The organism is Methylobacterium sp. J-072 (assembly GCF_022829425.1).
Classification (GTDB): Bacteria; Pseudomonadota; Alphaproteobacteria; order Rhizobiales; family Beijerinckiaceae; genus Methylobacterium.
The window spans coordinates 1-26,586 of record NZ_JAKSYK010000138.1; the positions used below are offsets into that span (position 1 = coordinate 1).

At 69.8% G+C, this 26,586-nt stretch carries 25 protein-coding genes and 5 pseudogenes; 14 read left to right on the forward strand and 16 right to left on the reverse strand.

Annotated features, from left to right (window positions below; all coding sequences use genetic code 11):
* A pseudogene (locus MKK67_RS15660) lies at positions 1 to 221 on the reverse strand (porin family protein); the annotation flags it as partial.
* 336 nt (positions 222 to 557) lie between these two features.
* Here MKK67_RS15660 and MKK67_RS15665 point away from each other — a divergent pair.
* From MKK67_RS15665 to MKK67_RS15675, 3 genes are all read left to right on the forward strand, one after another.
* Entirely contained in the window at positions 558 to 818 is a 261-nt protein-coding gene (locus MKK67_RS15665; RefSeq protein ID WP_243966012.1) for a hypothetical protein, read from the forward strand.
* Positions 819 to 951: 133 nt separating this feature from the next.
* Entirely contained in the window at positions 952 to 1,116 is a 165-nt protein-coding gene (locus MKK67_RS15670) for a hypothetical protein (RefSeq protein ID WP_243966015.1), read from the forward strand.
* Positions 1,117 to 1,606: 490 nt separating this feature from the next.
* Positions 1,607 to 1,894: a hypothetical protein gene (locus MKK67_RS15675; protein ID WP_243966017.1), complete on the forward strand. Its 288-nt coding sequence runs from the start codon at positions 1,607 to 1,609 to the stop codon at positions 1,892 to 1,894.
* Positions 1,895 to 2,057: 163 nt separating this feature from the next.
* Here the strand turns inward: MKK67_RS15675 and MKK67_RS15680 are convergent, their stop codons facing one another.
* The gene (locus MKK67_RS15680; protein WP_243966019.1) at positions 2,058 to 2,279 is read right to left on the reverse strand and encodes a DUF6894 family protein; all 222 of its coding nucleotides are present in this window, start codon (positions 2,277 to 2,279) and stop codon (positions 2,058 to 2,060) included.
* A gap of 576 nt (positions 2,280 to 2,855) precedes the next feature.
* Between MKK67_RS15680 and MKK67_RS15685 the strand changes: the two genes are divergently transcribed.
* Complete coding sequence (locus MKK67_RS15685; protein ID WP_243966020.1) at positions 2,856 to 3,113, forward strand: hypothetical protein; 258 nt, start codon at positions 2,856 to 2,858, stop codon at positions 3,111 to 3,113.
* 113 nt (positions 3,114 to 3,226) lie between these two features.
* Here the strand turns inward: MKK67_RS15685 and MKK67_RS15690 are convergent, their stop codons facing one another.
* The 7 genes from MKK67_RS15690 to MKK67_RS15715 all read right to left on the reverse strand — a co-directional run bounded on the left by MKK67_RS15690 (position 3,227) and on the right by MKK67_RS15715 (position 6,298).
* Positions 3,227 to 3,529, reverse strand: coding sequence for a hypothetical protein (locus MKK67_RS15690; RefSeq protein ID WP_243966021.1), 303 nt, complete (start codon positions 3,527 to 3,529; stop codon positions 3,227 to 3,229).
* Between the two features lie 65 nt (positions 3,530 to 3,594).
* Positions 3,595 to 3,720, reverse strand: a complete 126-nt coding sequence (locus tag MKK67_RS32650) for a hypothetical protein (protein WP_279595027.1) — start codon at positions 3,718 to 3,720, stop codon at positions 3,595 to 3,597.
* A gap of 44 nt (positions 3,721 to 3,764) precedes the next feature.
* The gene (locus MKK67_RS15695; RefSeq protein ID WP_243966022.1) at positions 3,765 to 4,208 is read right to left on the reverse strand and encodes a DMT family transporter; all 444 of its coding nucleotides are present in this window, start codon (positions 4,206 to 4,208) and stop codon (positions 3,765 to 3,767) included.
* Positions 4,209 to 4,334: 126 nt separating this feature from the next.
* The gene (locus MKK67_RS15700; RefSeq protein WP_243966023.1) at positions 4,335 to 4,610 is read right to left on the reverse strand and encodes a hypothetical protein; all 276 of its coding nucleotides are present in this window, start codon (positions 4,608 to 4,610) and stop codon (positions 4,335 to 4,337) included.
* Positions 4,611 to 4,899: 289 nt separating this feature from the next.
* Positions 4,900 to 5,298, reverse strand: coding sequence for a hypothetical protein (locus tag MKK67_RS15705; protein WP_243966024.1), 399 nt, complete (start codon positions 5,296 to 5,298; stop codon positions 4,900 to 4,902).
* 75 nt (positions 5,299 to 5,373) lie between these two features.
* Positions 5,374 to 5,787, reverse strand: a complete 414-nt coding sequence (locus tag MKK67_RS15710; RefSeq protein WP_243966025.1) for a phage holin family protein — start codon at positions 5,785 to 5,787, stop codon at positions 5,374 to 5,376.
* Positions 5,788 to 5,854: 67 nt separating this feature from the next.
* A complete protein-coding gene (locus MKK67_RS15715; protein ID WP_243966026.1) occupies positions 5,855 to 6,298 on the reverse strand; it encodes a hypothetical protein in 444 nt (147 codons plus the stop codon).
* A gap of 256 nt (positions 6,299 to 6,554) precedes the next feature.
* On the opposite strand from MKK67_RS15715, the gene MKK67_RS15720 reads away from it, so the two are divergent.
* Both MKK67_RS15720 and MKK67_RS15725 read left to right on the forward strand, forming a co-directional pair.
* Complete coding sequence (locus MKK67_RS15720; protein WP_243966028.1) at positions 6,555 to 7,064, forward strand: hypothetical protein; 510 nt, start codon at positions 6,555 to 6,557, stop codon at positions 7,062 to 7,064.
* The gene (locus MKK67_RS15725; protein WP_243966030.1) at positions 7,061 to 7,504 is read left to right on the forward strand and encodes a hypothetical protein; all 444 of its coding nucleotides are present in this window, start codon (positions 7,061 to 7,063) and stop codon (positions 7,502 to 7,504) included. The genes MKK67_RS15720 and MKK67_RS15725 overlap by 4 nt, the downstream gene beginning before the upstream one ends.
* Before the next feature lie 16 nt (positions 7,505 to 7,520).
* On the opposite strand, the gene MKK67_RS15730 is transcribed toward MKK67_RS15725, so the two are convergent.
* Both MKK67_RS15730 and MKK67_RS15735 read right to left on the reverse strand, forming a co-directional pair.
* The gene (locus tag MKK67_RS15730; protein ID WP_243966032.1) at positions 7,521 to 7,775 is read right to left on the reverse strand and encodes a hypothetical protein; all 255 of its coding nucleotides are present in this window, start codon (positions 7,773 to 7,775) and stop codon (positions 7,521 to 7,523) included.
* A gap of 96 nt (positions 7,776 to 7,871) precedes the next feature.
* On the reverse strand, positions 7,872 to 8,147 hold the full coding sequence (locus tag MKK67_RS15735) for a hypothetical protein (protein WP_243966034.1): 276 nt from the start codon (positions 8,145 to 8,147) through the stop codon (positions 7,872 to 7,874).
* A gap of 665 nt (positions 8,148 to 8,812) precedes the next feature.
* On the opposite strand from MKK67_RS15735, the gene MKK67_RS15740 reads away from it, so the two are divergent.
* Positions 8,813 to 8,950: a hypothetical protein gene (locus tag MKK67_RS15740; RefSeq protein WP_243966037.1), complete on the forward strand. Its 138-nt coding sequence runs from the start codon at positions 8,813 to 8,815 to the stop codon at positions 8,948 to 8,950.
* Between the two features lie 30 nt (positions 8,951 to 8,980).
* Here MKK67_RS15740 and MKK67_RS15745 read toward each other — a convergent pair whose 3' ends face one another.
* A complete protein-coding gene (locus tag MKK67_RS15745; RefSeq protein ID WP_243966039.1) occupies positions 8,981 to 9,655 on the reverse strand; it encodes a hypothetical protein in 675 nt (224 codons plus the stop codon).
* 187 nt (positions 9,656 to 9,842) lie between these two features.
* On the opposite strand from MKK67_RS15745, the gene MKK67_RS15750 reads away from it, so the two are divergent.
* Entirely contained in the window at positions 9,843 to 10,622 is a 780-nt protein-coding gene (locus MKK67_RS15750) for an SDR family oxidoreductase (RefSeq protein WP_243966041.1), read from the forward strand.
* Positions 10,623 to 10,758: 136 nt separating this feature from the next.
* Here MKK67_RS15750 and MKK67_RS15755 read toward each other — a convergent pair.
* A pseudogene (locus MKK67_RS15755) lies at positions 10,759 to 11,135 on the reverse strand (transposase); the annotation flags it as partial.
* Positions 11,136 to 11,200: 65 nt separating this feature from the next.
* Between MKK67_RS15755 and MKK67_RS15760 the strand changes: the two are divergent.
* From MKK67_RS15760 to MKK67_RS15770, 3 genes and pseudogenes are all read left to right on the forward strand, one after another.
* Positions 11,201 to 11,305 (forward strand): annotated as a pseudogene (locus MKK67_RS15760) (IS630 family transposase); the annotation flags it as partial.
* Positions 11,306 to 12,097: 792 nt separating this feature from the next.
* A complete protein-coding gene (locus MKK67_RS15765; protein WP_243966043.1) occupies positions 12,098 to 18,331 on the forward strand; it encodes an autotransporter outer membrane beta-barrel domain-containing protein in 6,234 nt (2,077 codons plus the stop codon).
* 34 nt (positions 18,332 to 18,365) lie between these two features.
* Positions 18,366 to 18,481: pseudogene (locus MKK67_RS15770) on the forward strand (IS3 family transposase); the annotation flags it as partial.
* A 145-nt stretch (positions 18,482 to 18,626) separates the two neighbouring features.
* Here MKK67_RS15770 and MKK67_RS15775 read toward each other — a convergent pair.
* The 3 genes from MKK67_RS15775 to ptsP all read right to left on the reverse strand — a co-directional run bounded on the left by MKK67_RS15775 (position 18,627) and on the right by ptsP (position 23,907).
* On the reverse strand, positions 18,627 to 20,363 hold the full coding sequence (locus MKK67_RS15775; protein WP_243966045.1) for a fructose-specific PTS transporter subunit EIIC: 1,737 nt from the start codon (positions 20,361 to 20,363) through the stop codon (positions 18,627 to 18,629).
* A 62-nt stretch (positions 20,364 to 20,425) separates the two neighbouring features.
* Entirely contained in the window at positions 20,426 to 21,370 is a 945-nt protein-coding gene (gene pfkB, locus MKK67_RS15780; protein WP_243966046.1) for a 1-phosphofructokinase, read from the reverse strand.
* Positions 21,367 to 23,907: a phosphoenolpyruvate--protein phosphotransferase gene (gene ptsP / locus MKK67_RS15785; protein ID WP_243966047.1), complete on the reverse strand. Its 2,541-nt coding sequence runs from the start codon at positions 23,905 to 23,907 to the stop codon at positions 21,367 to 21,369. The genes pfkB and ptsP overlap by 4 nt, the downstream gene beginning before the upstream one ends.
* Positions 23,908 to 24,097: 190 nt before the next feature.
* Between ptsP and MKK67_RS15790 the strand changes: the two genes are divergently transcribed.
* The 3 genes and pseudogenes from MKK67_RS15790 to MKK67_RS15800 all read left to right on the forward strand — a co-directional run.
* The gene (locus MKK67_RS15790) at positions 24,098 to 25,111 is read left to right on the forward strand and encodes a LacI family DNA-binding transcriptional regulator (RefSeq protein WP_243966048.1); all 1,014 of its coding nucleotides are present in this window, start codon (positions 24,098 to 24,100) and stop codon (positions 25,109 to 25,111) included.
* A gap of 103 nt (positions 25,112 to 25,214) precedes the next feature.
* Positions 25,215 to 25,970 carry an IS5 family transposase gene (locus MKK67_RS15795; protein WP_243966049.1) on the forward strand — a complete coding sequence of 252 codons (756 nt, stop codon included), beginning with the start codon at positions 25,215 to 25,217 and terminating at the stop codon, positions 25,968 to 25,970.
* Between the two features lie 334 nt (positions 25,971 to 26,304).
* A pseudogene (locus MKK67_RS15800) lies at positions 26,305 to 26,409 on the forward strand (SDR family oxidoreductase); the annotation flags it as partial.
* Between the last annotated feature and the right edge of the window lie 177 nt (positions 26,410 to 26,586).

Here is a 26,586-nt window from a genome sequence, read left to right on the forward strand (position 1 = left end):
GTCAGGCCGACACCGCCCGGCACGACGAAGGTCGAGTTGTTGGAGCGGCTGCTGGCGTCGAAGGCGTAGCCGGCGTTGATACCGAAGTAGGCGCCGGTCCAGGTGAACACCGGGACGGGGGTGAACACCGGCGGCGGGGCGGCGCGGCGCGGCAGGTCGGCGGCAGCAGCCGCGCCGGTGAGGGCGGTAAACGCGGCCAGGGAGGCGATGAGCTTGGTCATGTACGGGTGATCCAATGGCGTGAAATCTGACGCCATGACTACCAATCCGTCGCCAGAAAAGCTGTAGTTTTACGGACACACTGCCTGGTCATGACGCGGCGCATCATAGTAAACCGTCGGTAAATATCTTCGGTCCGCCGAGCATAATTCGGCAATACTGAGCCGAGCGCGACAACGCCGTGGCCGAACATCGGTTGCGCGGACGCCGCGATCGAGGAGCGCCTGTGACCGAAGGGCAACAGCGCCGCCCCTCGCTTCCGAACGCGGATGTAACCCCGCGACCCACGATGCGTTCACGGGAAGCCATGCCCCGACGGGCAGCTCGATGGAGGCTCCATGCGCGCATTCCTTACCGGCGCCGCCCTGCTGGTCCTCGCGACCGCCGGCGCGGGCGCCCAGCCCTACGACGAGCGGCGCCCCCCGCCCACCGGCACGGATCTCGATCGGCCGCCACCGCCACCGAATCGGCTCCGCCCGCCGCCGCCCGAGGCCGATGACGACGGCATGCCGCCGCCCCGTCGCCGGGGACCGCCCCCGCCGGATGACGACGACGATGAGGACGATGACGCCCCGCCGCCCCGGTCGGATCGTCTCTGACGCCTGCTTGAGGGCGCACGCATCCGCAATCTTCGCCCAGACGGCGTTCGCATTCCGTACCCACTGTGACCCGGGAGCGGCAGCCGCCCGCCGGAGCCTCTGCTAGACAGGCCGGCGTCCCTGGATGCCGCTCATGTCCACTCGACCGCTCCTTCGTCGTGTTGCCCTGGTCCTGGCGCTGATGGGCGGCCTGTTGGCTCTGGCGGACGTCGTCGCCCGCAGGGAGTTGAGGCAGGCGGCCGACGAGTCTTTTGGGCGAAACGGCGCCATCGCCCATACGGCCGAGGCGACCGAGTAGGGGCTCGCGGCGGGGCGCGGATCAGCCGATCGATTCGACGGCCGGGACAAAAAAGGCCACCCCCGAGGGGGCAGCCCGAAGTCTTGGGAGGAGACACCCTTGGGAAGGGCGGCAGGGCCGCGACGCCGTCGCGATCCCGCGAGGCCGACTTAGGGGCGACGGATACGGCCGACAACCGCCCGGAGGGGCCGGTTCGTGCATAAGTGGGACCTGTTTTCCCCGCAGGTGCGCTTCCACACCATGGCTCCGCGCCGTCGCTGAGCACCGACGGGAGCTTCGCGGCCGATGCGAGGATCCGGGCCGCGTCCGCGCGCTGGAGCGCTCATCGCCGAAGTGGAGACCAATTCGGCTCACGCGAGCGCGCCCAATCAAAGACCGAGCGTCGTTTCCGAATCAGAACCAAGTGCCGCGCTCCGCCGTTGATGCCGGCGAGCCCGGTCGAGAGGCGATCGGTGCCGAGCCCGCCCTCGCTCACCGGTGCGAATCTCCGATGACCCGTCCGCGTCGCGTCGGCCTACCCTGGTATGCTCCGGAGCATTACGAGGCGCTCCGGGCCGGCCTCGCCGATGGGGCGAAGCTGCCCCCGCATTACGAGACCTGGCGGATCGCCACCGAGCAGATGGAGCGCGAGGTGCAGCGCAGCGGTGTCGCGGTCGTGCGCGTGCCGATCGAGCCCGAGGCCTTCGCGGCGTGGTGTACCCGCACCGGTACGGCGGGAGACGGCCCCGGACGCGCCCGATACGCGGCCGAGGCCGTAGCCGAGACCGACCCGGCTTGAGATCGGCCGCCGATTAGAACAGGGCCACCATCGCCACGCCCACGGTCATCAGGACGGCGCCGAGGATCCGCCACAGGGCCGAGCATTTTTGACGCGCCCCCGGCCGCAGACCGCCTATCGGCCGAGGCGGGCTTTTCGATCCGGCAGATGATGCACGCGGATCCTATTTCGCGATCGGCAGACGCCCGACCGAAGATCCGGACGCGTCTCGCACCACGATCGTCCAGGCTTCATCGGGATCGGCGGCGGCCAATTCATCGGCCATCTCGCGGATCACGCTCCGGGCCTCGGTCAAGGCTTCCTCCAAGCCGTCGGCCTCGACGCCTTCCTCGTCACGGATCGACTCCTTGCCGTTCTCGATGTCGAAGTAGAAGCGTTCAGGCACCTAGCACGTCCCCCTGATCGAAGCCCTCCGGAGAGAGCCTATGCATTCGGCTACGTAGTGCGAAACGGCACAGCAGCATTCAAAAACAACGATAAACCTTAAAATATCTCAAACCTGAATTCGCCGGCCGCGTTGCAATTATATCGAGATTTCGGCGAGACGATCCATTAAAGCTCTTGGCGATCGCCTTCCGAACCAAGGCCCTAAGGCCCGCTGAGGTGGCGCTCCTTGCTTGGGGCACTTGCCATGTCGACGTGTGACAAACCGGACTCTGCCAAGAGCACCGAAGCGGCATCAGACAGTAAAGACAAGTTGCGGAACCATATCCGTCGCGTGTTGCTGTGTATCAAGACACAAGCTGGACAGAACAAATCGGCTCCCTGAAGCGGGTACCGCGACGCGTCATCCGGCGGACGACTTGCGCCGGATGACACCGAGACCGGGTGGGCCAGCTCCGCGGCGGTGCGCGAACACGGGGATACTGCGACGCTTTGCGGCACAACATCCAGTCGGTCGACGGCTTGCTGTGGCGCGCCTGCGCTGGCGCGGACCGCCACCGGACGGCATCGTCGTCCGATGGAGAAGCCCGGAACCCCGACCTGCGAAGTCTCCGTCGAGGGGGCCTGGGTGGCCATGACGGTCGACGAGGCACAGGCCCGCCATCGCGATGCCCTCAAGCGCTGCCCGGCCTGCTTCGGGCGGCTGATGATCCAGGGCGGCTACACCGCGGTGCGCCGCTCATCGCTGTCGCATTTCCGCGTGCACGATGGCTGCCCGCTGATCCCGCGGCACTACAAGGGCGAGCCGAAACCCCACCCGGCGGCGATCGATTAAACCAAGCGGCGTGTTGCGCTCGACGATCAGCGGCGACACACCGTGAAAGTCTGCGGTTCCAAAGGGCTCTGCCCAGCACCGGCAAGAGGTCGAAGATCTTTTGGAGCCGTGACTCAGCGCTGGACCGCCTCGATGTCGTCCTCGAAGACCGAATCGGGCTGGCAGGCGTGCCAGTCCTTCTTCTCGTCGGACTGCCCTTTGCGGCCCCAGCAATAGCCGGCCTGAGCCAGGCGGCCGCTCAAGCGGTCGCGAAGGCGGCACTGCTCCTGGCTGACCGCAGGATCGCCCGAGCCCTCGCAGCCGCGTGCGGCCTTCGCCTCAGCGGCCAGCAGTTCGGGGATCGTCGGCGGCTGTTGCTGGGCCCCCGCCGCACCGGCAGCGATGACGAGGGCGAGGGCGGCGAGGGCGATGCGCATCCGGGTAGGATAGACGCCGGGGCGGCCCTGTCGAGGCGGTGGCCGCCCGCGTTCGGGACGATGCTCTATCGTCCGCGCAGGAAGAAGAACCAGATCAGGATGAGGACGGGGATCGGCACCCCGATCAGCCACAGCAAACCACCCGTCAGCATCGCGTTCTCCTTGTGCGTGTATTGGCCAACCCCGCACAAGTGGGCGTGTTCCGGCCGGTGCCGGCCGTCGCGCTGCGTCTCCGTCAGAAGGCGGCGACGAGGGCCACGCCAGCGACCATCAGCAGGCCGCCGAGGATGCGCCACAGGCCGGCGGGGTGGGACTCGAAGCCGACCCAGCCGAAATGGTCGAGCACGATCGAGGTGACCACGCCTGAGGTGACCAGGAGGCCGAGGAACGGTGCGGCTCCGATCTGACGCGCCACGATGAACTGGGCCAGGATGATGCAGCCGCCGAGGATCCCCCCGAACCACGCCCACCACGGCATCGCCAGCGCCTGAGCCGCCGTCGGCCAGGCGAGCTTGCCGGAGAGGAGACCGACCACGAGGATGCAGGTCGCGGTCCCGGCCGCGACCACGAGGCCGGCGGTCAGCGATTCGGCCAGGCCCTTCGAGAGCGCCCCGTTCTGTCCCGCCTGGACGGCGTTGGCGACGCCGGCCAGCAGCACGAAGCCGTAGAGATACCACATGGGTCGATCTCGATCTGTAACACCGTATCGGTGGGGCGGTCGGGATGGGGGCATTACGCGACCCGCCGGGGGCTTCGCGTCCCGCCGCGACGCGTGTTCCGAGACCGACCCGCAGGGCGGCAGGCGTCAGGCCGCGCCGTCGGGCTTCGATCCGGCGGCGTCCAGGCGCTCGGCCAATTCCTGGACGACCTCCTGCACCAGGGGCGGCCAGGGCACATCGTTGTCCTGAAGCAGCCGGGCGGCGCTCACCAGGGCGGTGAATTGCTCAGGCGAGATCGCGCGTCCCATGATCTGTGAAGCCAGCATCTGCTCGGCGAGCGCCGTCGCCAGACGCAGGACCTCCGGCATCTTGGCCGCCTTGGGATCCGTCTCCGCGTCCATCCCGGGGTCCATCTCGATCATGCCCGATCCCCTTCGCCTCCCGGACGCGCACCGCCGAAGTGGATACCGGTTCGGCGGCGGGGGTGTTCCATGATCGACCGCGCGATCCGCTCAATGACAGTCCATGCGCGCGCGAATTTGAAGCATCTTTTTCCGAATACGTGGCAGGCTTCGACCGACAACCCGTGTTCGACCGCGATTCGAGGCCGCCAACGCGATTCCGCATGGGGGCGTCGCAACGGGCTTTCCGAAGCACGTCCGAGCCTTGTCGCGGGCCGGGCCGCCGATCCGTCGCCAGATCCCGGGCGCGCTATCTGGTGATCCGCACCGAGACGGGATCGCTCCCGGGAAAGCTCTCCTCCAGGCCTTCATCGAGCCGCGCCTGCATTCGGTCAGGCTGGTTCTCCGCGAGATCCCGATCCGCTGCGGCATAAGAGGGGGCCGGACGCCGGCGCACCGACCGGACCACGTCGTAGGCCAGCAAACCGAGCCCGGCGGCGATCAGGAGGGCCGGCACCGGGTTCACGCGCACCTCCGCGACGAAGCGCTCGACCACCTCGCCGGCGGCCTGCCCCGATCGTTTCAGGTCGGCGAGATCCCGGGGGATGCCGGGCCCCTGGAAACGGGATTGCAGGTCGCCCAGCGTGCGATCCAGCCGCCCGCGGCTCGCCTCCACGTCCTGTTCGAGTTCGTCGGCTGCGTTGCTCATGGTGTCCTGCGTTCCGTCACAGCATCATCGCGACAGGCGGTTTCCGGCCTTCGGGATGATGCACGATCCTGGTTCTTACGCATCGTCCCGGATCTCGGGTCCGGGCCGATGCGTGAGAACCCGTGCGTCCTGCCTGATCTGCCGTCCCGTCCGGGTCGGCTCAAGGCCCGCCAGCGACGCCCTGCTCCGCCCGTAAAGCCCCAGACCGAGCGCGAGCACCAGGAAGGTGCCGCCCACGATCAGCGCGGCCAGGGCGTCCGACTGGACCAGCACGGCGATGCCCTTCACCAGGGCCAGGAGCAGCGTGAACAGGCCGGCGATGGCTAGGACCGCCGCCGCGAGCAGCAGAGCGAGGCCGAGCGAGATCCGGTGGACGCCCTGCGCCATCTCGGCGCGAAACAGCGCCAGCTCGTCGGCGACGAGGTCGCGCAAGTCGCGGACCGCATCGCCGACCAGGGTCGGGATGCTGCGTATGCCGGGTTCGGCCATCCTGTCCTCCTGGTTTGCGCGTCGCCGACGCGGGGCGGTTCAGGCAGAGACGGCGTCGACGCCGCGCTCAGATATCCGGCGTCGGCAGGACGTCGACCGGGACCAGGGCCCGGGAGCGCGGGACCGGCCGGATCCCGGGGGCCTGGATCAGCCGGTAGAGCGCGAAGCCGGCCAGCATGGCGGCGGCCGCGGTCAGGGCCGGCCGGCGCCGGGCCGCGGCCCGGACCTCGTCGCACATCTCACTGAGGGAGCGGCGGCCGATATCCTCGGCCAGCCCGTCGACGCCGAGGGCGGCCTGATCGAAGAAGGCTTTCAGCTGCGGCAACCCGTCGAAGCCGGCGCCGGTATCCCGGATCGCGTCCCCGACATCCGAGACGACCCGCGCCGCGTCGGCCCGCCGCTTGCCGGCATAGCTCTGCACCTGATCGCGCACGGTGTCGGCGAGCCCGCGCGCCGGGTCCTGATCCGGACCGGCAGCGGTCGGGCCGCGATCCTGGGCACCGTTCCGCATCAGGCTGTTCCTCCCGGGTCATTCCGTCTGAGGGAAGCCGGCGGCGCCGCATCCAGTTCCGCGGCCGGCCGGGCGTGTCGGGCCTTCCGGTGTCGCGGAAGCCTCCGCTGCGCCCCGATCAGGCGGCCTGAATTCCAGCATCGTGTGTAGCCTGTGTTAACAAACCCCCACCCGGTGGACTTGTTTTTAACGGTTTGTTAATCATTACCATCAGTTTAATCGTCGCCAAGGTCTACCGACAGGGAGAAGGCGCCCCGTGAGCGAGCTGCAGCGGCTGTTGAACGATCCGCGCTTCCGCACCGCCGACAAGTCGAAGCGCGAGCCGAATGCCGCCCCCGAGGCCAATCTCGGCAACGTCCTGCGGGTCGTCTCCTCGCTGAACGAGCAGACCCAGCCGCCGACGCCGCAATCGTCGCCGCAGGATTGGGATGCGCTGATCCACCGGGTGCAGGCGGCGGCCCGCCAGGCGCGCGAGATCGAGGCGCAGGCCCGCGAGCGCGAGGAGCGGATCGAGCACGTGCTGGAGCGGGTCCGGGACGACATCAACGCATCGAACGAGCGCGCGCGGATCGCCGAAGTTCAGGCGCGGGATGCGCAGGTTCGCGCCGAGGCACAGGTCATGGCCGCCGAAGAGCGCGCGAAGGCCGCCGAGGCCCGCGCCCGGGCCGCGGAGGAGCGCGCCCGGCACGCCGAGGAATGGCTGGCCCGGGTCCAGGACGCGATCCTGTCCGAGTTCTCGGACCTGACCGATCAGGCCGCCGCATGAGCAGCCCGGCCCGCGCGCAGGCGCTCCCCCCGGAGGGCGAGCCGGTCGACCGGGTGGTCGCGCTGTTCTCCGGAGCCGACAATGCCGCACCCGCGGAGGACGAGGATTGGTCGGCCTCCCTGCTGGCCGTCCGGGGCGTCGCGGCCCGGGTCCGCGAGATGCAGAAGCGCGCGCGGGACTCGGTCCGGGAGGCGCAGCGCACGGTGCGGGACGCGGACGCGGCGGCGCGGGCGGCCGAGGACCGGGCCCGCCATGCCGAGGCGACCATGCGCGAGGCGGTCGCCCGCGCGGAACGCGCCGAGGAGCAGACCCGCTTGGCGGCCGAGCGGGCCGACCGGGCGGAGGCCCGCGCCACGGAGGCGCATATGTGGCTGCGGCGCATGCACGAATGCATGGTCAGCGAGTTCGGGGCGCTCGCCGCCGAGCCGACCCGGCCCTGAGGCGTTAGCGCCGGGATCACGAGGCCGCCGGAGCGGCCACCACGTCGACCGCGTGCTGCGCCCAGGCATAGGGCTCGATATGGCCGTGATACACGGCGATCTCGAGCTGCAGGTTCCGGACGCACTCCTCGGACAGGTCCGCCAGGATGTCGTAACCGTCCTCGTCGATCGCCGAACGGACCACGACGAAGGGCCGATGATCGTCGTAAGTGACCAGCACTTCCTGTTCGGCATAGGGATCGAGCGGGTTAATACAATAATGGGCCGGCATCTGCCTTTGCTCCCGAGATGATGTCACCAGCATGCCTCTAGGTCCCGGTTGTAACAGCCCGATGAAGAGTGCCGATTGCCGTGGCGACACCGCGCATCACAGCGCAGGCCGAGCCTCGCCGTCGCAGGTGAGGCGCTCGGACCCGGCGGGCGCCGGGACGCCGGGGAGCGAAAACTCCGCCCGGAGTGCCGACAGCGCCGCGCGGATCGCCATCCGCACCGATCGCGGCGCGCTCCCAGCCTCGGCGCGCAGCTGAAGCTGCTGCAGCTCGTGCCGGAGGACCCGCCGCCCGGGATCGCCGGGCAGGCCGTAATCCGCGGTGAGCAGGCTCAACAGCTGACGGCCGAACGGATCCGCAAGAAGGGTCGCCATGGAGCCATCTCAACGCAGTACAGGAATCGGCCAATAGCGAACTGTGCTATATCGCTCGGTATAAACCGCTGATTGGCGAGTCCATAGCGCAGATGCTAGACGAAGATTACTGACTTGCGTAACCCCCGCGCTAGTCAGTACCGGTGAGGCGGGAAGGGGAGCTTTGCTCGCCCGCCTCGCCGGTACCCCCGGCTCGACCGGCTCCGGGAACCCGACGGCCGCCCCGACAGGCGAGGCCCGAAATCCCGGGCGGCGCGGTCCGCCGTATCGGGGACCGGGGATGTCCTGCGCCGGGCCGCGCCCCCCCCCCGATTATGTGCCGGGTTGCTTCTCTGCGCCTGCGGTGCCGGGGCAGACCGTCAAAACGACCCGATTATCTGAGAGCCTGCTTGACCGGTCTTTCCCATCCTCGCCCTCATCCTGAGGCGACGGAGCGAAGCGGAGGCCTCGAAGGAGCCCTCCAGCCAGGCGGGCGATCCCTGGAGGCCTCCTTCGAGGCTGCTCCGCAGCACCTCAGGATGAGGGGAGAGATTGGGATCTCCATCGGCAGAACCATCATTCGACCGCGAGCCTGCGGTCGAACAGGCTCTTAATGCCAAACCAACATTTCCGGGCGATGATTACGACATCCGAGCAATTCGAAACTGTCGATCGCGCAGGCCGCCGTGACCCTCAGCCTCGTTCTCAGCATCACCGCGCCGCTCCTGACCGGCGTCGCCGCCCTGCTCTGGGCCGGATTCGTCGCCCCGGCCCTGGACGCGTTGCCGGAGGCCGCGCCGCCGCGCGACCTGCGCACCTGGTGAGCGCCCCACCACCGGGACTCGAAGGCCCGATCAGGGCATGCGGCGGATCCCGGTGATGTTCTCCGGCGAGAGGTCGGCCGCGAGGCTCCGGTGCGGCGGGATATCGGCCGCCCGCACCCGGGTGGGCGGCGACCTGCGGTCGGCCGGGGCCGTGGCGGCGGCCTCCCGGTTCGGCCAGTCCTCCAGCCGCAGGGCCCGGGCGGGCTTCTGATCGCCGCAGCCGTCGCAGACCGAGACCAGCCACGATTGCCAGAGGCCGTCGGTCTTCTCCTGCGCCGAGCGCGCCTGCTCGCGATGCGCGGAGGCCAGCGGCAGGGTGTCGAGGTCGGATTGCTGCCTGGGCGTGGCCAGCGTCCGGAGCTCGTCGAGCGTGACGTCGCTCTTGACCGTGGCGGGAGCGGCCGAGGATGTGGCGCCCGGCAGGGAGCCGGTGGTGCCGGGATCCGGCCGGCAGCCGATGCAGATCCGGGTGCTGATTGCGGCATCCGCCGCCTGACGGGGCGTCCGGCGCTCGATCGGCTTGGTCGCGGTCGGGCTGGCGTCCCGGCTCGGCGGCTTGGTCTGTCCGACCGCCGTGGTGTTTGGCGCCGTCTCGGTGGAGAGCGGGCCGCCGCCGGTGCCGGTGACGTCCGGCTGCGCGCAGGCCAGCCCGGCCGAGAGGGTATAGAGCACGAATCCTGCAACAGGAGCGCGAAGTGTCGTCATGGTCACCTCCATGATTGGTCAATCGCGCGCATTGCATCGGGTTCAGTAATACTTCCGGATGAATCAGGCAGAGCATCGCCCCGACCCCGCGGGTCTCGCGCGCCGGCGCCGGATGCCGCCCGCACGCCCGGCGCGTTATCACGCCCGCAAACGCCCTCGCGGCGGGGGTCGGTTCTCGGAGGCATCCATGGATCTGGGTTTGAGCGGGCGCCGGGCGCTCGTATGCGCGGCCAGCAAGGGTCTCGGCCGGGGCTGCGCCCTGGCGCTCGCCCGCGAGGGCGTCGCGGTGACGATCACGGCCCGCACCCTCGAGACCCTGGAGGCGACCGCCGAGGCCATCCGCCGGGAGACCGGTGCCGTCGTGACCGTGGTGGCCGGCGACATCGCCACCGAGGCCGGCCGGGCCGCCGCGCTCGCCGCCTGCCCGGAGCCCGACATCCTGGTCACCAATGCCGGCGGCCCGCCCCCGGGGGATTTTCGCGACTGGGACCGCGACGCCTGGATCCGGGCGCTCGACGCCAACATGCTGGCGCCGATCGCGCTGATCAAGGCGACGGTCGACGGCATGATCGGGCGAAACTTCGGCCGGATCGTCAACATCACCTCCGGGGCCGTGAAGGCGCCGATCCCGCATCTGGGCCTGTCGAACGGCGCCCGCTCGGGGCTGACCGGCTTCGTGGCCGGCCTCGCCCGCCAGACGGTGCGGCACAACGTGACGCTCAACAACCTCCTGCCCGGCCCGTTCGACACCGACCGGATCCGCAGCAACGCCGCCGCCGGCGCCGCAAAGGCCGGCACCAGCGTGGAGGCGTTCCTCGAAGCCCGGGCCCGCGACAACCCGGCGGGACGCTTCGGCCGCCCGGACGAGTTCGGCGCCGCCTGCGCGTTCCTGTGCAGCCAGCAGGCTGGGTTCATCACCGGCCAGAATTTGCTGATGGACGGCGGGGCCTATCCCGGGACTTTTTGAAGGCCTATCCGGCCGGATCATCCCATCCATCCCCCTCATCCTGAGGTGGCGGCGCGAAGCGTCGCCCTCGAAGGAGCCCTCCAGCCGGCCGCGCGATCCCTGGAGGGCTCCTTCGAGGCGGCTGCGCCGCACCTCAGGATGAGGGATGCTGACCCAGGACACGGCAAGCGAAGCGTTCGGACACACCGTGCTCGGCAACGACGTGTTCGACACAAGCCCGGCGGCGAGCGGGGCTCAGAAGTTTCCCGAGGCTGCCTCCTTCAGGATCAGCCTCTCCAGGGTCAAATCGGAGATCGCTCGACGAAGGCGCTGGTTCTCGGTCTCCAGAGAGTTCAGCCGCTTGACCTGATCACCCTTCAGGCCGCCGTACTCGGAACGCCAACGGTAATACGTGACTTCCATCACCTCGATGGACCGGATTGCTTCGGCGAGCTTGCGACCTTGTGAGACCAGAACATCCACTTGGCGCAGCTTGGCAACAATCTCTTCAGCCGTATGCCTCTTCCGTCCCACGACAACATCCTCCACATGGCTCGAAGCCATACCTTAGGGAGGACCACTTTTCAGGGGGCAGGCCAGGCGTCGAGGGCCTGCTGCGCGACAAGACCCGCCCACCCGGCACCCCGCCGCATTCCACCCACACAGTGGCGAAGGTGCTGGCGCTGACGTGTTCGGAACCGCCGGATCGCCATCCGCTACGACAAGCTCGCCCGCAACTACGCCTCAGCCCTCGCTCTGGTCGCCGTCATCGCAGACGTCAAGGAGGTCTCGCATCCAGACAGTTAGCCGTTGCTACATGATCGGGCACAGCTCTAAGCGAGCCTTACGGGATCGTCACGGACGCGATCCCCGCCCTGTTCGGCACGGAAGGACAGAACTCGGAATGGGCCGTGGCGATAGGGGACTGCGATAACGACGATCCTTGCCCGCTCGCCGAGGTCGCCAGGCGATGCGTTAGAAAATCTGAACGACCGAACCATCTTCGGCCTGATCAGCTCAGCACAATGGCCATCGATATCTCGCCACATACATACGGACCAGAGCGCCGCATTGTGCAGTCATTTTTTGATCGAATATTGATGGCTAAAAATATTTTTATCGAATTCTACGTTTAATACGCACTTTAACTAATTAAACGGTGCGACATGTCTCAAACATCGATTTTTCATGTTGCATTGTACAATTTTTCGGCATCTTTTGCACCGCATATCCTTGTCATAAAGATTTTGTTAACCATCGCGATGAGAAATCGACGTCGCGTCGAATCGCCTTGACGCAGGGCGATCCGTTCGCTGACGACCCTGACCTTCCCGTTGACGGCTGCACGCGCGTTTGCAGACCGATGCGGGCAAAGAGACATGTTCCTGATGCCGCCCCTGCAAGGCCAGCCGTTTGTCCCAACCTGCGATCGGATAGGTCGCAATGGAGGCCGGCTTCTTGTCTCGACCATCAGCGCCGCGGTGCTGATTTTCGGCTTGGCCGCGCGCGCCGCTGAGCGCCCGGAGCCACAGGTCTCGACCGGTGCGGATGGGCAGAACGGGCAAGCCAACGCCTTCTTGTCGAACGTCGCCGCGACGCCCGGCCAGGACGGCAGCGACCTGAGCTTGATCGATATCGATCCCGCAGCCGCCGGGCACGACGACGCCGCGACGATCGAGATCGGCTCGAAAGGCGGCCGCGGTGGGCGGGGCGACACGCGCGCTTGGGCGTCCGTCCCCGGTGCCAGCGGCGGTCGCGGCGGTTCGGTCGCGGTGACCCTCGCGGAGGACGTGGCCGGGCGGGGCGAACAGATCACCGATGCTGCACAGCCGGACTTCAAGCCGATCCCCCGGTTCTGGGTCTATTCCAGGGGCGGAAACGGCGGGGACGCCCAGAAGGATGTCGGCGGCGGCGGCGATGCCGGGTCGGCCGGCCTGACCCTGTCGTCGCGGGTCTCGACCGAGGGGCAGGCCTTCCTCGGGGTCCGGGTCAGCGCGGTCGGCGGCAATGCCGGCTTCGGCGGCACCGACGCGGACCAGGCCGCGTCCAGACGGGGCGGTGCCGGCGGTCCGGCCTCGCTCACGGTGACGCGATCCGGCCAGGTGATCACCGACGGCGTCGGGGCGACGGCCGTGATCGTCGAATCCATCGGCGGCGCGGGCTCGATCCGCGGCAGCGGCACAATCTACAGCAACCCGTTCGTGACGCAGGGTGGCGCAGGCGGCACCGCGCGTCTCGACATGTTCGGGACGATCAGGACCTCCGGCGACTACGCCCTCGGCGGCCTCGTCCAGAGCATCGGCGGCAACGGCGGGAGCCAGCCCGATGCCGGTGGGCAGCCCGGTGCCCGGGGCGGCGACGGCGGCACGGTCACGGTGAACCAACGCGGCACGATCGTCACGGCGGGTGATTACGCCCTCGGCCTGGTCGCACAATCCGTCGGCGGTCCGGGCGGCAAGGGCGGCGGCGGCGTCTTCGGCGGCGGCAAGGGCGGCGACGCCGCCACCGGCGGCGCGGTGACGCTGACCAACAACGGCACGGTGGCGACTTCCGGCGCGGGGGCGACCGGTCTCGTGGCGCAGAGCATCGGCGGCGGCAGCGCCCTCTCGGCCCTTCCGGTCTCGGCCCTCGAAGTATCGTCCAAGACCACCGGCGGCGGAGCCGGTGGCATCTCGTACTGGTTCGGCCGCGGCGGTGCCGGTGGCACGGGGGGCGCCGGCGGTACCGCGTCGATCATCAACGACGGGGGCCGGATCACGACCGGGGGCGAGACCGCTTTCGGGGCCCTGGCGCAGAGCATCGGGGGCAGCGGCGGCACCGGCGGCGGCGCCTTCCCGGCCGGCGCCTTCTTCTCGCTCGGCCTGGGCGGGAGCGGCGGCGGCGGCGGCGATGGCGGCCTCGCACGCTTCACCGGCCTGGGCGGCGCAATCGAGACAGGCGGGAACGGATCGACGGCCGTGCTGGTGCAGAGCATCGGCGGCGGCGGCGGGGTGGGCGGCGACGTCAAGAGCATCGCGGCCGGCGTGGTGATTTCGGCCTCCGTGGCGATCGGCGGCAGCGGTGGGAAGGGCGGGAACGGCGGCGAAGCACAGATCGACAGCAGCACGACCGTGACCACAGCCGGTTACGCGGCGAACGGCCTGTCCGTCCTCAGCATCGGCGGGGGCGGCGGGGTCGGGGGCATCGCAAGCGCGACGGCGATCACGGCGCCCCTGGTAACGCCGAGCGGCAAGGCGCTGCCGAGCTTCGCCTTCTCGGCCGCGATCGGCGGCTCGGGCGGGGATGGCGGCAACGGCGGCACCGCGGGCGTCGTCAATACCGGCCAGGTCACGACCTACGGCAACGCGGCAATGGGCCTTCTGGCCCTGAGCGTCGGCGGCGGTGGCGGCATCGGCGGCGATGCGGCGGCCTATGCGCTGGCGGTCGCGCCGCCGGGCGAGATGGCCGTGTCCGTGTCAGCGACGCTGGGCGGTACGGGCGGCGGTGGCGGCAATGGCGGCACCGTGAAGGTCGAGAACCGCGGCGTGGTGCAGACCTCGGGGGACGGTGCCATCGGCATCGAGGCCCAGAGCATCGGCGGCGGCGGCGGCAATGGCGGGGGCGCTACCGCGACGAGCAACAGCATCAGCCTCCGGCGGAACGTTGAGGTGTCACTGGCCATCGGCGGCACCGGGGGCGGGGGCGGCACCGGCGGCACGGTCACCGTCACGCAGGCCGGGACCATCACGACCGGTGGTACCTACGCCGCCGGCATCCTCGCACAGAGCATCGGCGGTGGTGGCGGCAACGGCGGCACGAGCTCAACCCTGGCGGCCCCCGGCTTCTCCCTCGACAAGACCGTCAACGACCTCCTCGGCAAGCTTCCCATCGCCGATGCCCTCACGGTGACGACGACGATCGGCGGCGGGTCCGGCATCGGCAACCGCGGCGGCCTCGTCACGGCCACGAACCAGGGCGCGATCACCACCAGAGGTTCGGATGCGCACGGCATCGAGGCGCAGAGCATAGGCGGCGGCGGCGGCAACGGCGGCGCCGCGTCGGGGTCGGCCGCGGGCAAGCTCGCCGTCAGCCTGAAGCTCGGCGGCAAGGGCGGTATCGGCGGCAGCGGCGGGGACGTGACCGTCACCAATACCGCAGCCGGCGTGATCACCACCTGGGGCGACGGTTCCCACGGCATCCTCGCGCAGAGCATCGGCGGCGGCGGCGGCACGGGCGGCAGCATCGCCGCGCGCGAGGACTCGGATCCCGACGCCGTGGGCGCGCTCTGGCAGCAGATCAAGCAGGCGATCGGTGTCGCCGATTACGAAAAATGGGCGAAGGACAAGAGCAACAAGGAAGACAAGAAGGCGCTCGACCAGTTCCTCAAGGACATCAAGACCAGCGATACGTACAAGAGCCTGGCCGACAAACTCAAGAATTCGGATTTCGGCAAGGCGCTCAAATCCTACAGCGGCAGCATCAACGGCTACCTGGACGCGCAGAAAAAGGGCGCCGCCAAGCTGCGCGATCTTTCGTTGACACTGGCACTCGGCGGTGATGGCGTGCAGGGCGGAAGCGGCGGCACGGTCTCCATCGAGAATGCCGGCACGATCGCGACGCGGGGCATCGGTTCCCACGGGATCGTCGCGCAGAGCATCGGCGGCGGCGGCGGCCAGGGCGGGCTCTCCTTCGCGGAGGCCACCAACAAGGCCAACGGCACGGTGACGCTCGGCGGCGCGGGGGGTAGCGGCAACACCGGCGGCACGGTCAAGATCCTCAACACCGGTCTCGTCGCCACGGCGGAGGATGCCGCCTACGGCCTCTACGCGCAGAGCATTGGCGGTGGCGGCGGCAATGGCGTCGCCGGCAGCGTCGCCAACAGCAGCGCGAACAAGGGCCTGACCCTCAACCTGACCGTCGGCGGGTCCGGCGGGACCGGGGCGCATGGGGGTTGGGTTCAGGTCGAGAACCGCGGCTCGGTGACCACCACCGGGACCGAGGCGCATGCCGTGGTCGCGCAGAGCATCGGCGGCGGCGGGGGCAGCTTCTCGGCGCCGTCCGCCGACACGGCCGACACACCGGACGGCGAGACTGGCACGGCCACCGCAGAGGACGGGACGGCTGCCGCCGCGACGGGACAAACCAAGAGCGATGCCAAGACCGATACCAAGAGCGACGCCCAGGCGCTGACGGACGCCCTGCTCTCGGCGCTCGATATCGAGCGGATCGCCCCTCCGGAGGATCCGGCGGGCGTGTCGGAGAAATCCGGCAGCCTGACGCTCGGCGGCTCCGGGGGCCGGGCGAGCAACGGCGGCGGCGTGACGGTCGTACAATCCGGTACGATCGCCACGAGCGGATTCGGGGCCGTCGGCATCCTGGCCCAGAGCATCGGCGGCGGCGGCGGCCTCGCCTCGGTCGCGGCCGGCCCGGGCGGCCACAGATACACGTTCGGGATCGGCGGCGCGGGCGGCGCCTCGGGGAATGGCGGTCCGGTCACGGTGAGCCTGACCGCGGGTGCGCAGGTCTCCACCACCGGCGACGCGGCGCCGGCCCTGCTGCTGCAATCGATCGGCGGGGGCGGCGGCTATGGCGGTGCGCATCAGGTAATGGGCTACGCGGTTCCCTATGCGCTTCGGGACGGGTCCAGCGGCGATGGCGGGGCCATCCGCGTGACGCTGGACGACGGCGCCGTAATCCGCACGACCGGCGCCCAGTCCCACGGCATCCTTGCGCAGAGCCTGGGCGGCGGCGGCGGCCTGCTCCTCGATCTGTCCGGCCCGGCCATCTCGGCTTCGGCGGCGTCGGGCCAGAGAAGGCCCGGGTCCAGCGGACAGGGCGGCGACATCGACATCAGGTCGTCCGGGTCGATCATCGCGTCGGGCCTGGATGCCTACGCGATCTTCGCGCAATCCGGGGTCCAGCGCACCGACGGCAGCCTCGAGCCCGACCCGGCCCGGGGCGGCAAGATCGCCGTCCGGGTGGACGGCCTCGTCACCGGCGGCAGCGGCACCGGGGCGGCGATCCGCGTCGATGGCGGTCGCTACACCACGATCGACATCGATCAGCGCGCCGTGGTCAGCGCCGCCTCGGGCCGGGCGATCGTCGGCGCGTTCAGCGCCGGCGAGATCAACAACCGCGGCACCGTGATCGGCGACGTGGACCTGGCCGGCGGCCCGACGGGCGGCGTCACCTTCATCAACGGTGGCTTCCACAACACGGGGGCGACGTCGGCGATCCTGCGCACCGGACCCGAAGGCGTCATCGCGCTGGGTCCGAACGGCCGCCTTCACAACAGCGCCATCCTCGACATCGGCGGTGTCGGCACCGTCGCTCGGGCGACGGTGACCGGCAATTTCGAGCAGAGCGCGTACGGACGCCTGCTGGTCGACATCGCACCCCTGGCGCCGGAGGGGAGCTTACGCAACGATCTTCTGACCGTGACCGGCACCGCCTCCCTAAAGGGCGTGGTCGAGCCGCACCTGATCGACGGGCTGCTGCCCGGCCGATACACCTTCCTCAGGGCCGGCCAGGTTCAGGATGCCAGCGCCACCGCCACCGGCGGCAGCATCCATTCGGGCGCGGTGCCGATCTCCTGGGCGCTCGTGTCAACCGGCGACAGCATCGCCCTGACCCCGCAGGCCCATTTCACGGCGCCTCTGGGCGTGACGCTCACCACGGACCAGCGCAGCGTCGCGCAGGGCCTGCAGGACGCCTGGGACGGCAACACCACCAAACTGGGAACCCTCTACGGGCGCTTCCTCTCGGTCGACAGCCAGAAGGCCTACGCGGCCGCCCTCGACGAGCTGAAGCCGGAATCGAACCAGGACAACCTGACCGACCGGACGCTCGACACCCGCAAGGGCCTCCAGCGGGCCATGAGCTGCCCGGCCTTCACCGGCACCGGCACGCTCCTGCGCGAGGGCGAATGCGTCTGGGGCCGGATCACCAGCGCCCACACGACCCAGTCCGCGACGGCCGACGACGTCGGCTACCACCAGACCGCCCTCAGCTACCAGACCGGTCTCCAGACCGAGTTCGCCCCGGACTGGTTCTTCGGCCTCACCGGCGCCTATACCCGCGCCCTCCAGAGCGATCCCGACCGGATCACCGGGACGACCAGCGATGCCGGCGACGTCTCGGCGGCGCTCAAGCACCAGATCGGCCCCTGGCTCCTCGCGGCCTCGGCCAATCTCGGCTATTCCTGGGCCGACAACAAACGCCTGATCGACTTCGGCGGCATGACCGCGACGGCGCGCAGCAAGTCCGGGATCCTCACCGCGGGCGGTCGGCTGCGGGCGAGCTACCAGGTCCTGTTCGGGGACTGGTACCTCAAGCCCTACGCTGATCTCGACCTGCTCTACAGCTACAGCCCGGCCTATTCCGAGACCGGCGCCCCCGGCTTCAACCTCGACATGCGCCCGGTCGCCAAGACGCTGGTGGCGTTCAGCCCGATGCTGGAGATCGGCGGCCGGATCGACTTCGACGACGGGCGCTGGATCCGGCCCTTCGGCACATTCGGCGTCACGCTCCTCTCGGACGACCACTTCACCGGCAAGGCGAGCTTCCAGGGCACCGGCGCGCTCGGGCTGTTCGCCACGGAATCGGCGATCCCCGACCGTCTCGGCGAAGCGGGGCTAGGCTTCCAGGTCAGCCTCGGCGGCGGCATCGAGGTGACCGGCGAGTATCAGGCCCAGGTCGGAGACCATTTCCTGTCGCATGCCGGGACCGCCCGGATGCAGTTGCGCTTTTGACGGAGGTCGGGGGCCACGTTTCGGGATGATGCTTTATCGCTGGAAGAGGCAGCACGTCGGCATGGGCATGCCCGAGATCCGGCGGCGGAAGCGTTGCAGGTCGAGAACACCAAGCTCGAGCGGTTCATCGCAGACCTGACGCGCGATCGCGAGCCGCGCGGCGCTCCTGCTCGACAGGATCGAACGGACCGGGGCGACGGGTGCGATGCTCCGCAACGGGGATCCGGCCCCACCAGTCGTCCCGGCGGACGCGTTGCGATGCTGGTCTCGCCGGCCTGAGTTCAAGCGCTGGCGTTCAGGCTCCGGAACCTGATCCGCCAACGCCCCTCTTGAGCAAGCCGACCGTCACCGCGGTGACGACGGTGCCGGCCGCCAGCGCCAGGATCGCGGCGCCGAGATGGGTGACCGCGTTCGGGATCGGCAGGATAAACAGGCCGCCATGGGGCACCTTCAGGGTGACCCCGAGGGTGAGCGCCAGCGCCCCGGCTACGGACGAGCCGGCCACCAGGGCGGGGATCACCCGCAGCGGATCGGCCGCTGCGAACGGGATCGCCCCCTCGGTGATGAACGCCGCGCCGAGCACGGCGGCGGCGCCCCCGGCCTCGCGCTCCGGGGCCGTGAATCGACCCGGGAACAGGCGGGTCGCCAGGGCGAGGCCGAGCGGGGGCGTCATGCCGCCGAGCATCACGGCCGCCATCGGCGCGTCGACCCCGGAGGAGAGCAGGGCCGCCGCCGAGGCGTAGGCGGCCTTGTTGATCGGGCCGCCCATGTCGATGGCCATCATGCCGCCGAGCACGAGGCCGAGCACCAGCGCGCTCGCCCCCTGCATGCCCTTGAGCCAGCCGGTCAGCGCGGCCAGGGCCGCCGCCACGGGTACGCCGACCACGTAGATCATCAGCAGGCCCGTGATGGTGGTGGCCAGCAGCGGCAGGATCAGGACCGGCTTCAGGCCCTCCAGGGTACGGGGCAGCCGGATGTACCGGTTGAGAAATCGGGCCGTGTAGCCGGCGATGAAGCCCGCCGCGATGCCGCCGAGGAAGCCGGCCTGGAGGTTCGCCGCCAGCATGCCGCCGATCATCCCCGGGGCGATCCCGGGCCGGTCGGCAATCGAGTAGGCGATGTAGCCGGCCAGCGCCGGCACGATCAGCGCGAAGGCGCCCTTGGCGCCGATCTGGCCCAGCGCGTAGCCGAGCGTGCCGGCATTGCCGGGCGCCATGGCGTCGATGCCGCCGACCGCGAAGGCGAGGGCGATGAGCAGGCCGCCCGCCACCACGAAGGGCAGCATGAACGAGACGCCGGTCATCAGGTGCTTGTAAGCGCCGGCCTGCCGCTCCGCCGCCTTGGGCCGGGCCGGCGCCATCCCGGCATCCGCCCCCTCTGCCGGCTGAACCTCGGCCTCTGCCAGGGCCGTCGTGATCAAGCCCTTCCCGTCGCGGATCGCCGCCTTGGTGGTGGTGGCATGGACCCGCTTGCCGGCGAAGCGCGCCCGGTCGACCCCGGTATCGGCGGCGATCAGCACCAAATCGGCCTGCGCGATCTCGGCTTCCGTGAGGGTGTCGCGGGCGCCGACCGACCCTTGCGTCTCCACCCGGATCGCGTGGCCGAGGGCCTCGGCCGCCGCCTGGAGGCCCTCGGCCGCCATGAAAGTGTGGGCGATGCCGGTCGGGCAGGAAGTCACCGCCACGATTTTTTTGGGAGCGGGGCCGTCCATGGGACTGGCCGGCGCAGCCGCCGTATCGGCCAGGGCTTGGTCGAGCACGCCGTCCACGTCGGTGAGCACCTCCTCGATCGCGGCGCGCGCCTGCCGGAGCGTGCCGAAGCGGCCCGCACCGAGATCGCCCGCGCCGACCAGCAGCACCGCCCCGGCGTCGCGGATCGCGTCCTCCGGCAGCGGATTGGCGCCCGGGGTGCCGCGCAGCTCCAGGGCGATCGGCTGGTCGCGCCGGGCCGCCGCCTTGCGCAGCGCCTCCACCGCCAGGACGGCGAGGGTCGAGCGATCCCCGCCTTCGACCACCGCCAGCAACCGCGCCATGGTTTCCTCCCTGTTTTCTTGGATGCGCCTGCGGATCCGGCCTCGCGACCGCGGGCGCAGGTTCAGCCCAGCGGCTCCACCCGGATCGTCCGGGCGATGGCCTCGACAGTGTCGCGCGGGGGCAGGTTCGCGCCCGACCGGGTGAGTTTTCCGGCCGCGAAGGCCAGCGCGAGCTGGGCGGTCCCGATGAGGTCCAGGCCGGCCTGCAGGCCGGCCACGAGGCCGGCCACCAGGGCATCACCCGCCCCGACCGTGCTCGTCACCTGCGTCGCGGGTGGATGGGCATGGACGGCGCCGCCTTCGGTCAGGAACAGCGCCCCTTCGGCCCCGAGGGAGACCACCACCACCGGGATGCCGTGCGTCCGCAGGCGAAAGGCCGCGTCCCGCACGTCGCCGATCTCGGGGAGCGAACAGCCGGCCCACTCCTCCAGTTCGTGCCGGTTCGGCTTGACTGCATAAGGCAGTGGATCCGCCGCCAGCGAGGCGGCCAGGGCCTCGCCGGAGGCGTCGAGCACCACCCGGGCGCCCCGGGCCTTCAGGAGCCGGCTGAGGTCCGCGTAGGTCTCCGGCGGCAACGATCCCGGCAGGCTGCCGGCGAGCACCACCAGGGTGCCGGGCTCCACCCGCTGGAGCAAAGCGGCCCGGGCCGCGTCGAGCGCGGAACCGGTCACCGCGAGACCGGGCAGGTTGATGTCGGTGGTGTCGCCCGAGCGCCGGTCCAGGAGCTTCAGGTTGGTCCGGGTCTCGCCCGGGATCCGGATGAAGCCGTCGGCGATGCCCTTCGCGGCGAGCACCTGATCGAACGGGCCGGCATTGTCGGCGCCGAGGATCCCGGCCGCCGCCACCGGCAGGCCCCAATCGGCCAGGCAGCAGGCGACGTTGACGCCCTTGCCGCCGGCATGGACCGTCACGGAACGCGCCCGGTGCACGGTGCCGGGCACCAGGGCGTCGAGGATGACGGTCTGGTCGATGGCCGGGTTCAGCGTGAGGGTGAGGATCGCGCTCATGCGGCCTCCCCCGGATCGAGGGCGCGCACCGCGGCGGCATCCTCCTGGTCGCAGGCGCGGGTCGCGAGCGCCTTGAGCGCATCCATCTCGGCCGTGCGCAGGCGCGCCTTGACGCCGGGTAGGTCGCGCGGGGTCATCGACAGCTCGTGGATTCCGAGCCCCGCCAGCAGGCAGGCGCCGAACGGATCCCCGGCGATGCCGCCGCAAACGCCGACGAAGCGCCCGTGGCGCGCGGCGCCTTCGCAGGTCATGCGGATCAGCCGCAGCACCGCCGGGTGCAGCGAGTCCGCCTCGGGAGCGAGTTCGGTGTTCTGACGGTCGATGGCCAGGGCGTATTGCGTGAGGTCGTTGGTGCCGATCGAGAAGAAGTCGCAATGGCGGGCCAGCGCGTCGGCCTGGATTGCGGCGGCCGGCACCTCGATCATGATGCCGAGCGGCACCGGCGGCGCGCCGATCTCGGCCCGGATGCCCTCGGTGATCGCCCGCAGCCGCAGCACCTCCGGCACCGAGGTGATCATCGGCATCATAATCGAGAGCGGCGCCTCCTGCCCGGTCGGGGCGCCGGGGCCGATATGGTCCCGGGCGGCCCGGTACAGGGCGCGCAGCTGCGGCTCCAGCAAGTCCGGCCGGCGCAGCAGCAGCCGGGCGCCCCGGACGCCCAGGAACGGGTTCTCCTCCTTCGGCAGCCGCAGGTGCGAGACCTGCTTGTCGCCGCCAATATCGAGGGTGCGCACGATCAGCGGACGGCCGTCGAGGGCCTCCAGCATCGCCCGGTAGGTGGCGTACTGGTCGTCCTCGCCGGGGCTCTCGCCCCGCTCCAGGAACAGGAACTCGGTGCGCATCAGGCCGACGCCCTCGGCACCCTGGTCGAGGGCGAAGGGTACCTGCTCGGGATTGTTGACGTTGGCGCCGATGGCGACGGCATGCCCGTCCCGGGTCCGGGCGGGGAGGGCGCGCTCGCGCGATTCGGCCTCGGCCTGGGCGCGCTGCCGGTCTCGCCAGGCTTGCGCCGAGGCGATGTCGGCCGCGCTCGGGTCGAGGTAGAGGCGGCCGGTGGCGCCGTCGAGGATCGCCTCCGAGCGGTTGGCGAGGGCCAGCAGGCCGGGGCCGCCGGCCACGATCGCGGGAATCCCGAGGGTGCGCGCCAGGATCGCGGTATGGGAGGTCGGGCCGCCCTGGGCCGTGGCGAGCCCGAGCACCCGGGCCGGCTCGAGCCCGGCGGTGTCCGAGGGGGCGAGGTCGGGGGCGATCAGGATGCAGGGGCGGTCCGGCAGGTCGTGGCCGCTCTTCAGGGCCGGATCGATCTGCGCCAGCACCCGGCGGCCGACGTCGCGCAGATCCGCGGCGCGTCCGGCGAGCACCGGGTTGCCGAGAGCCGCGAGCTGGTTGGCGATGCGATCGACCGCCGTATTCCAGGCATAGGCGACGCCGTGGCCCTCGACCATGAGCTGGCAGGCCAGGGTGATCAGGTCCGTGTCGGCGATCAGCTCGGCCTGCGCCCGGAAGATGCCGGCATCGGCCTTGCCGAGGCGCCGCTCGGTGTCGTCGGCGAGCGCCTTCAGCTGGTCGACGGTGGCCCCCAGCCCCCGGTGCAGACGGTCGCCGCCGGTGGTCAGGGGCTCGGGCTCGTCCGGGACGACGATCTCGGCGCCGGCCAGGACGTGGATCGGACCAATGGCGATGCCGGGGCTGGCTCCGATCCCGGCGATGACCTGCGGCGCGTCGGACGGGTTCCAGCCGGCGACCGGCCCCGCGGCCTTCGCGGCGGCCTCGGTCGCCCGCTGTGCCGCCGCCTTCTCGCCGGCGCTCAAGCTCGTGACCGCGGCGCGGATCTTGGCGAGGCCCCCGGCCTCATCGTCGCCTTCGGCGGAGATCGTGATCGCATCGCCGCAGTGCAGGCCGAGCTGAAGCAGGCCGATCAGGCTCTTGGCGTCGGCGACCTGCGTGCCGTGGCGGACCTGGATCCGGGCCGGGCAGGCTTTCGCCACCTCGACCCAGCGGGCAGCAGGCCGGGCATGCAGGCCGGCGGGATAATCGACGGTCCAGTCGAAACGCTGGCGCAGGTCCGCGACCGGGCCGGAGGCGGTGGTAGCCGCGTCCTCCGTGAGGGCCGCGACGAGGTCGGCCTCGCGCGCCGTTGTGCGCAGCCGCTCCAGCCGCACCTCGTCCTGGATCAGCCGGGTGAGGCGGCGCAGCACCGTGATGTGGGTATCGGACTGGGCCGCGATGGCGACCACCAGATGGGCCATCTGGCCGTCGTGCCAGAGGATGCCCTCCGGCACCTGCAGCACGGCGAGCCCGCTCGCCAGGACCAGATGCCGGTCATCGACCATTCCGTGCGGGATGACGACGCCGTGGCCGAGATAGGTGTTCGCCACCGCCTCCCGGCGCAGCATGCTCTCGCCGTAGGCCGCCTCGATGCAGCCGGAAGCGGTGAGGAGCTGCGCCGCCTCGCGGATCGCCGTCTCCTTGGTGGCCGGCTTGGCCGCGATCCGCACGAGGATGCGCGGCTCAAGGTTGGGTGTCGATGCGAGCATGGCGCGCTCTCCTCCCGGCTGGGGCATCGGCCTGTATGCCGGTTCTTCGTTGCAATGACTGAAAACGTTTTCACAGAAGTTGTCAACGTGGCCGTCGGGAGGAACGGCAACGCCACTTGCGATTGCATGCGGCCGGTGACAACTAGGACGATACGTTGCTGAGAACGTTTTCTGTGTGGGAGCCGGGATCATGACGGTCGGGATCCGCGACGTGGCCAGGGCGGCGGGCGTCTCGACCGCGACGGTCTCGCGCGCCCTGGGGCGCGGGCCGGTGAGCGACGCTTTGCGCGAACAGGTCGAGGCGGCGGTGCGGGCGACCGGCTACCGGCCGAACCTCTCGGCCCGGCGCCTGCGCTCGCAGGCGGCCCAGACCATCGGATTGATCGTCGCCGACATCCGCAACCCGTTCTTCACCGCGGTGAGCCGGGCCGTAGAGGATGCGGCCTTCGCCTCCGGCATGCGGGTGATCCTGTGCAACACCGACGAGGATCCGGCCCGCGAGGCGATGTATCTGCGCTTGATGGAGGAGGAGCGGGTCACCGGCGTGATCTTCGCCCCGACCCGGGTCACCCTGGACAGCCTCGATGGGCGGCCCCTCGGCTTCCCGGTGGTGCTGATCGACCGGGCCGGGCCGCCCGGCACCCATGACAGCGTGGTCCTCGACAACGTGACCGCCGGCGCCTCTTTGGTCGACCACCTCGTAGCCCAAGGCTACGCGCGGATCGGTGGCCTGTTCGGCGCGACGAGCACCACCGCGCAGGAGCGCCAGACCGGCTACGCGGCGGCGATGCAGCGCCACGGCCTCGCACCGAGCATCCGCACGGTCGCGCCGAACGCGGCCGCCGCAGAAGCCGAGGCCGCACGCTGGCTCGCCGGCCCCGACCGCCCGGAGGCCCTCGTCCTGTCGAACGGGCTGATCCTGATGGGAACGGTACGGGCGGCCCGCACCCTTGATCTCGCGGTCCCGAAGGATCTGGCGCTCGCCGGCTTCGACAACGAGCCCTGGACCGACCTGATCGAGCCCGGCCTCACCGTGATCGAACAGCCCGTCGCCGAGATCGGCGCCCAGGCGATGCAGCGGCTGTTCGAGCGGATCGCGAACCCGGACCAGCCGGTGCGCAAGATCGTCCTCAGCGGTCGCTTGGTGGTCCGCGACTCGACCTGCAAAAACGAAATGGACGCGCGATCAGGGCCGCGCACCTAGCACGACCCTAGGGTTCAGACCCTAGGTAGGAAACTCATACAACCAATTGCTGTTGCTCGCGTTTTCTTCCTGAGTTTGGGGTTTCCAGCGCAGGAGGATCGCGATGGCACGGTTGCTCTGGCTCTCGGATGAAGCCTGGGCGCGGATCGAGCCGCACCTGCCGTACGGCCAACCGGGCAAACCGCGGGTCGACGACAGGCAGGTGATCAGCGGCATCCTGCACGTCCTGAAGGTCGGCTGCCGGTGGCAGGACACGCCCTCCGCCTACGGTCCACACACGACGGTCTACGACCGCTACAACAGGTGGTCGCAGCATGGTGTCTGGCAGCGCCTGTTTGCCAAGATCGCTGCCGTAGGCCCTGTCCCCGACGAGCTGATGCGCGATGCTACGCACGTAAAGGCACACCGCTCGGCATCGAGCGGAAAAGGGGGGGCCTGGAACCAGGCCATCGGCCGCTCGCGCGGCGGCTTCACGAGCAAAATTCATGGCTTGGCCGATGGTCGTAGCCGACCGGTTGCGTTCGCCCTGACGCCCGGCAACGTCGCTGACATCAGCATGGCCCTGCCGCTGCTGCGAGCCGTCGTCCCACCCAAGCGCCTGATCGCCGACAAAGCCTACGACGCCCAGAGCCTGAGGGATTGGCTGAAAAGCCACCGGGTGATCGCCACTATCCCGTCAACGGCCACCCGTACGGTGCCCTACAAGCACAGCCGGATCGCCTACCGGCGGCGCAATCGCATCGAGCGCCTGTTCGGCCAGCTCAAGAACTGGCGGCGCGTCGCGACCCGATATGATCGCTTGTCCTGCAACTATCTGGCCGCCGTCGCCCTCGTTTCCTGTGTCGTCGCATGGACCTGAATGAGTCCTCCACCTAGTAGGCGGGGGCTTGCATACTAAATTCCTGTATGTCGAGTATGCCCTTAAGCGAATAATCATGTCTGGACTTATCACAAATTTTTCCAAGAAATTTCGCTACTTTTAGCTTTAGCTTGTGGCGACTCATGCGCTCGGATCGGCCACCTGTCTTCTCGCAGCTGGCAAGCTAACCGCAACGCGACAAACCTCCTGACGACAATCGGGATTATGTGGAGTGCAGTTGTCCTGTCCTACCTGAAAAATTTTCTTTTTTAGCCATTTACTCTGCATAACATCTCTCTTTACATAATCGGCATTATGCGGTGCGCCACATAAGGACGAGTTCGGCGCCGCCTGCGCGTTCCTGTGCAGCCAGCAGGCCGGGTTCATCACCGGACAGAATTTGCTGATGGATGGCGGGGCCTATCCCGGCACGTTCTGAGCGTCGGTTCGGCCGGATCATCCCATCCACCCCCCTCATCCTGAGCAACCGTTATGCGGGCTCGGTCGCGGGACGCCATGGTGTGCCTCGGGCGAGGACGGTGTTGGCGTAGATGAGCAGCTTTCGGGCGCAGGCGATGAGGGCCTGCTTGTGGGTCTTGCCGCGGGCCTGGAGGCG

Coding starts and splice junctions, on each gene's coding strand:
- MKK67_RS15705 (WP_243966024.1), bottom strand. CDS start 5,298: ATGAGCAACGCAGCCGACGAACTCGAACAGGACGTGGAGGCGAGCCGC.
- ptsP (WP_243966047.1), bottom strand. CDS start 23,907: ATGCTCGCATCGACACCCAACCTTGAGCCGCGCATCCTCGTGCGGATC.
- MKK67_RS15690 (WP_243966021.1), bottom strand. CDS start 3,529: ATGCGCATCGCCCTCGCCGCCCTCGCCCTCGTCATCGCTGCCGGTGCG.
- pfkB (WP_243966046.1), bottom strand. CDS start 21,370: ATGAGCGCGATCCTCACCCTCACGCTGAACCCGGCCATCGACCAGACC.
- MKK67_RS15735 (WP_243966034.1), bottom strand. CDS start 8,147: ATGGCGACCCTTCTTGCGGATCCGTTCGGCCGTCAGCTGTTGAGCCTG.
- MKK67_RS15695 (WP_243966022.1), bottom strand. CDS start 4,208: ATGTGGTATCTCTACGGCTTCGTGCTGCTGGCCGGCGTCGCCAACGCC.
- MKK67_RS15700 (WP_243966023.1), bottom strand. CDS start 4,610: ATGATCGAGATGGACCCCGGGATGGACGCGGAGACGGATCCCAAGGCG.
- MKK67_RS15745 (WP_243966039.1), bottom strand. CDS start 9,655: ATGACGACACTTCGCGCTCCTGTTGCAGGATTCGTGCTCTATACCCTC.
- MKK67_RS15675 (WP_243966017.1), top strand. CDS start 1,607: ATGACCCGTCCGCGTCGCGTCGGCCTACCCTGGTATGCTCCGGAGCAT.
- MKK67_RS15730 (WP_243966032.1), bottom strand. CDS start 7,775: ATGCCGGCCCATTATTGTATTAACCCGCTCGATCCCTATGCCGAACAG.
- MKK67_RS15750 (WP_243966041.1), top strand. CDS start 9,843: ATGGATCTGGGTTTGAGCGGGCGCCGGGCGCTCGTATGCGCGGCCAGC.
- MKK67_RS15725 (WP_243966030.1), top strand. CDS start 7,061: ATGAGCAGCCCGGCCCGCGCGCAGGCGCTCCCCCCGGAGGGCGAGCCG.
- MKK67_RS15685 (WP_243966020.1), top strand. CDS start 2,856: ATGGAGAAGCCCGGAACCCCGACCTGCGAAGTCTCCGTCGAGGGGGCC.
- MKK67_RS15775 (WP_243966045.1), bottom strand. CDS start 20,363: ATGGCGCGGTTGCTGGCGGTGGTCGAAGGCGGGGATCGCTCGACCCTC.
- MKK67_RS15710 (WP_243966025.1), bottom strand. CDS start 5,787: ATGGCCGAACCCGGCATACGCAGCATCCCGACCCTGGTCGGCGATGCG.
- MKK67_RS15665 (WP_243966012.1), top strand. CDS start 558: ATGCGCGCATTCCTTACCGGCGCCGCCCTGCTGGTCCTCGCGACCGCC.
- MKK67_RS15790 (WP_243966048.1), top strand. CDS start 24,098: ATGACGGTCGGGATCCGCGACGTGGCCAGGGCGGCGGGCGTCTCGACC.
- MKK67_RS15795 (WP_243966049.1), top strand. CDS start 25,215: ATGGCACGGTTGCTCTGGCTCTCGGATGAAGCCTGGGCGCGGATCGAG.
- MKK67_RS15715 (WP_243966026.1), bottom strand. CDS start 6,298: ATGCGGAACGGTGCCCAGGATCGCGGCCCGACCGCTGCCGGTCCGGAT.
- MKK67_RS15670 (WP_243966015.1), top strand. CDS start 952: ATGTCCACTCGACCGCTCCTTCGTCGTGTTGCCCTGGTCCTGGCGCTG.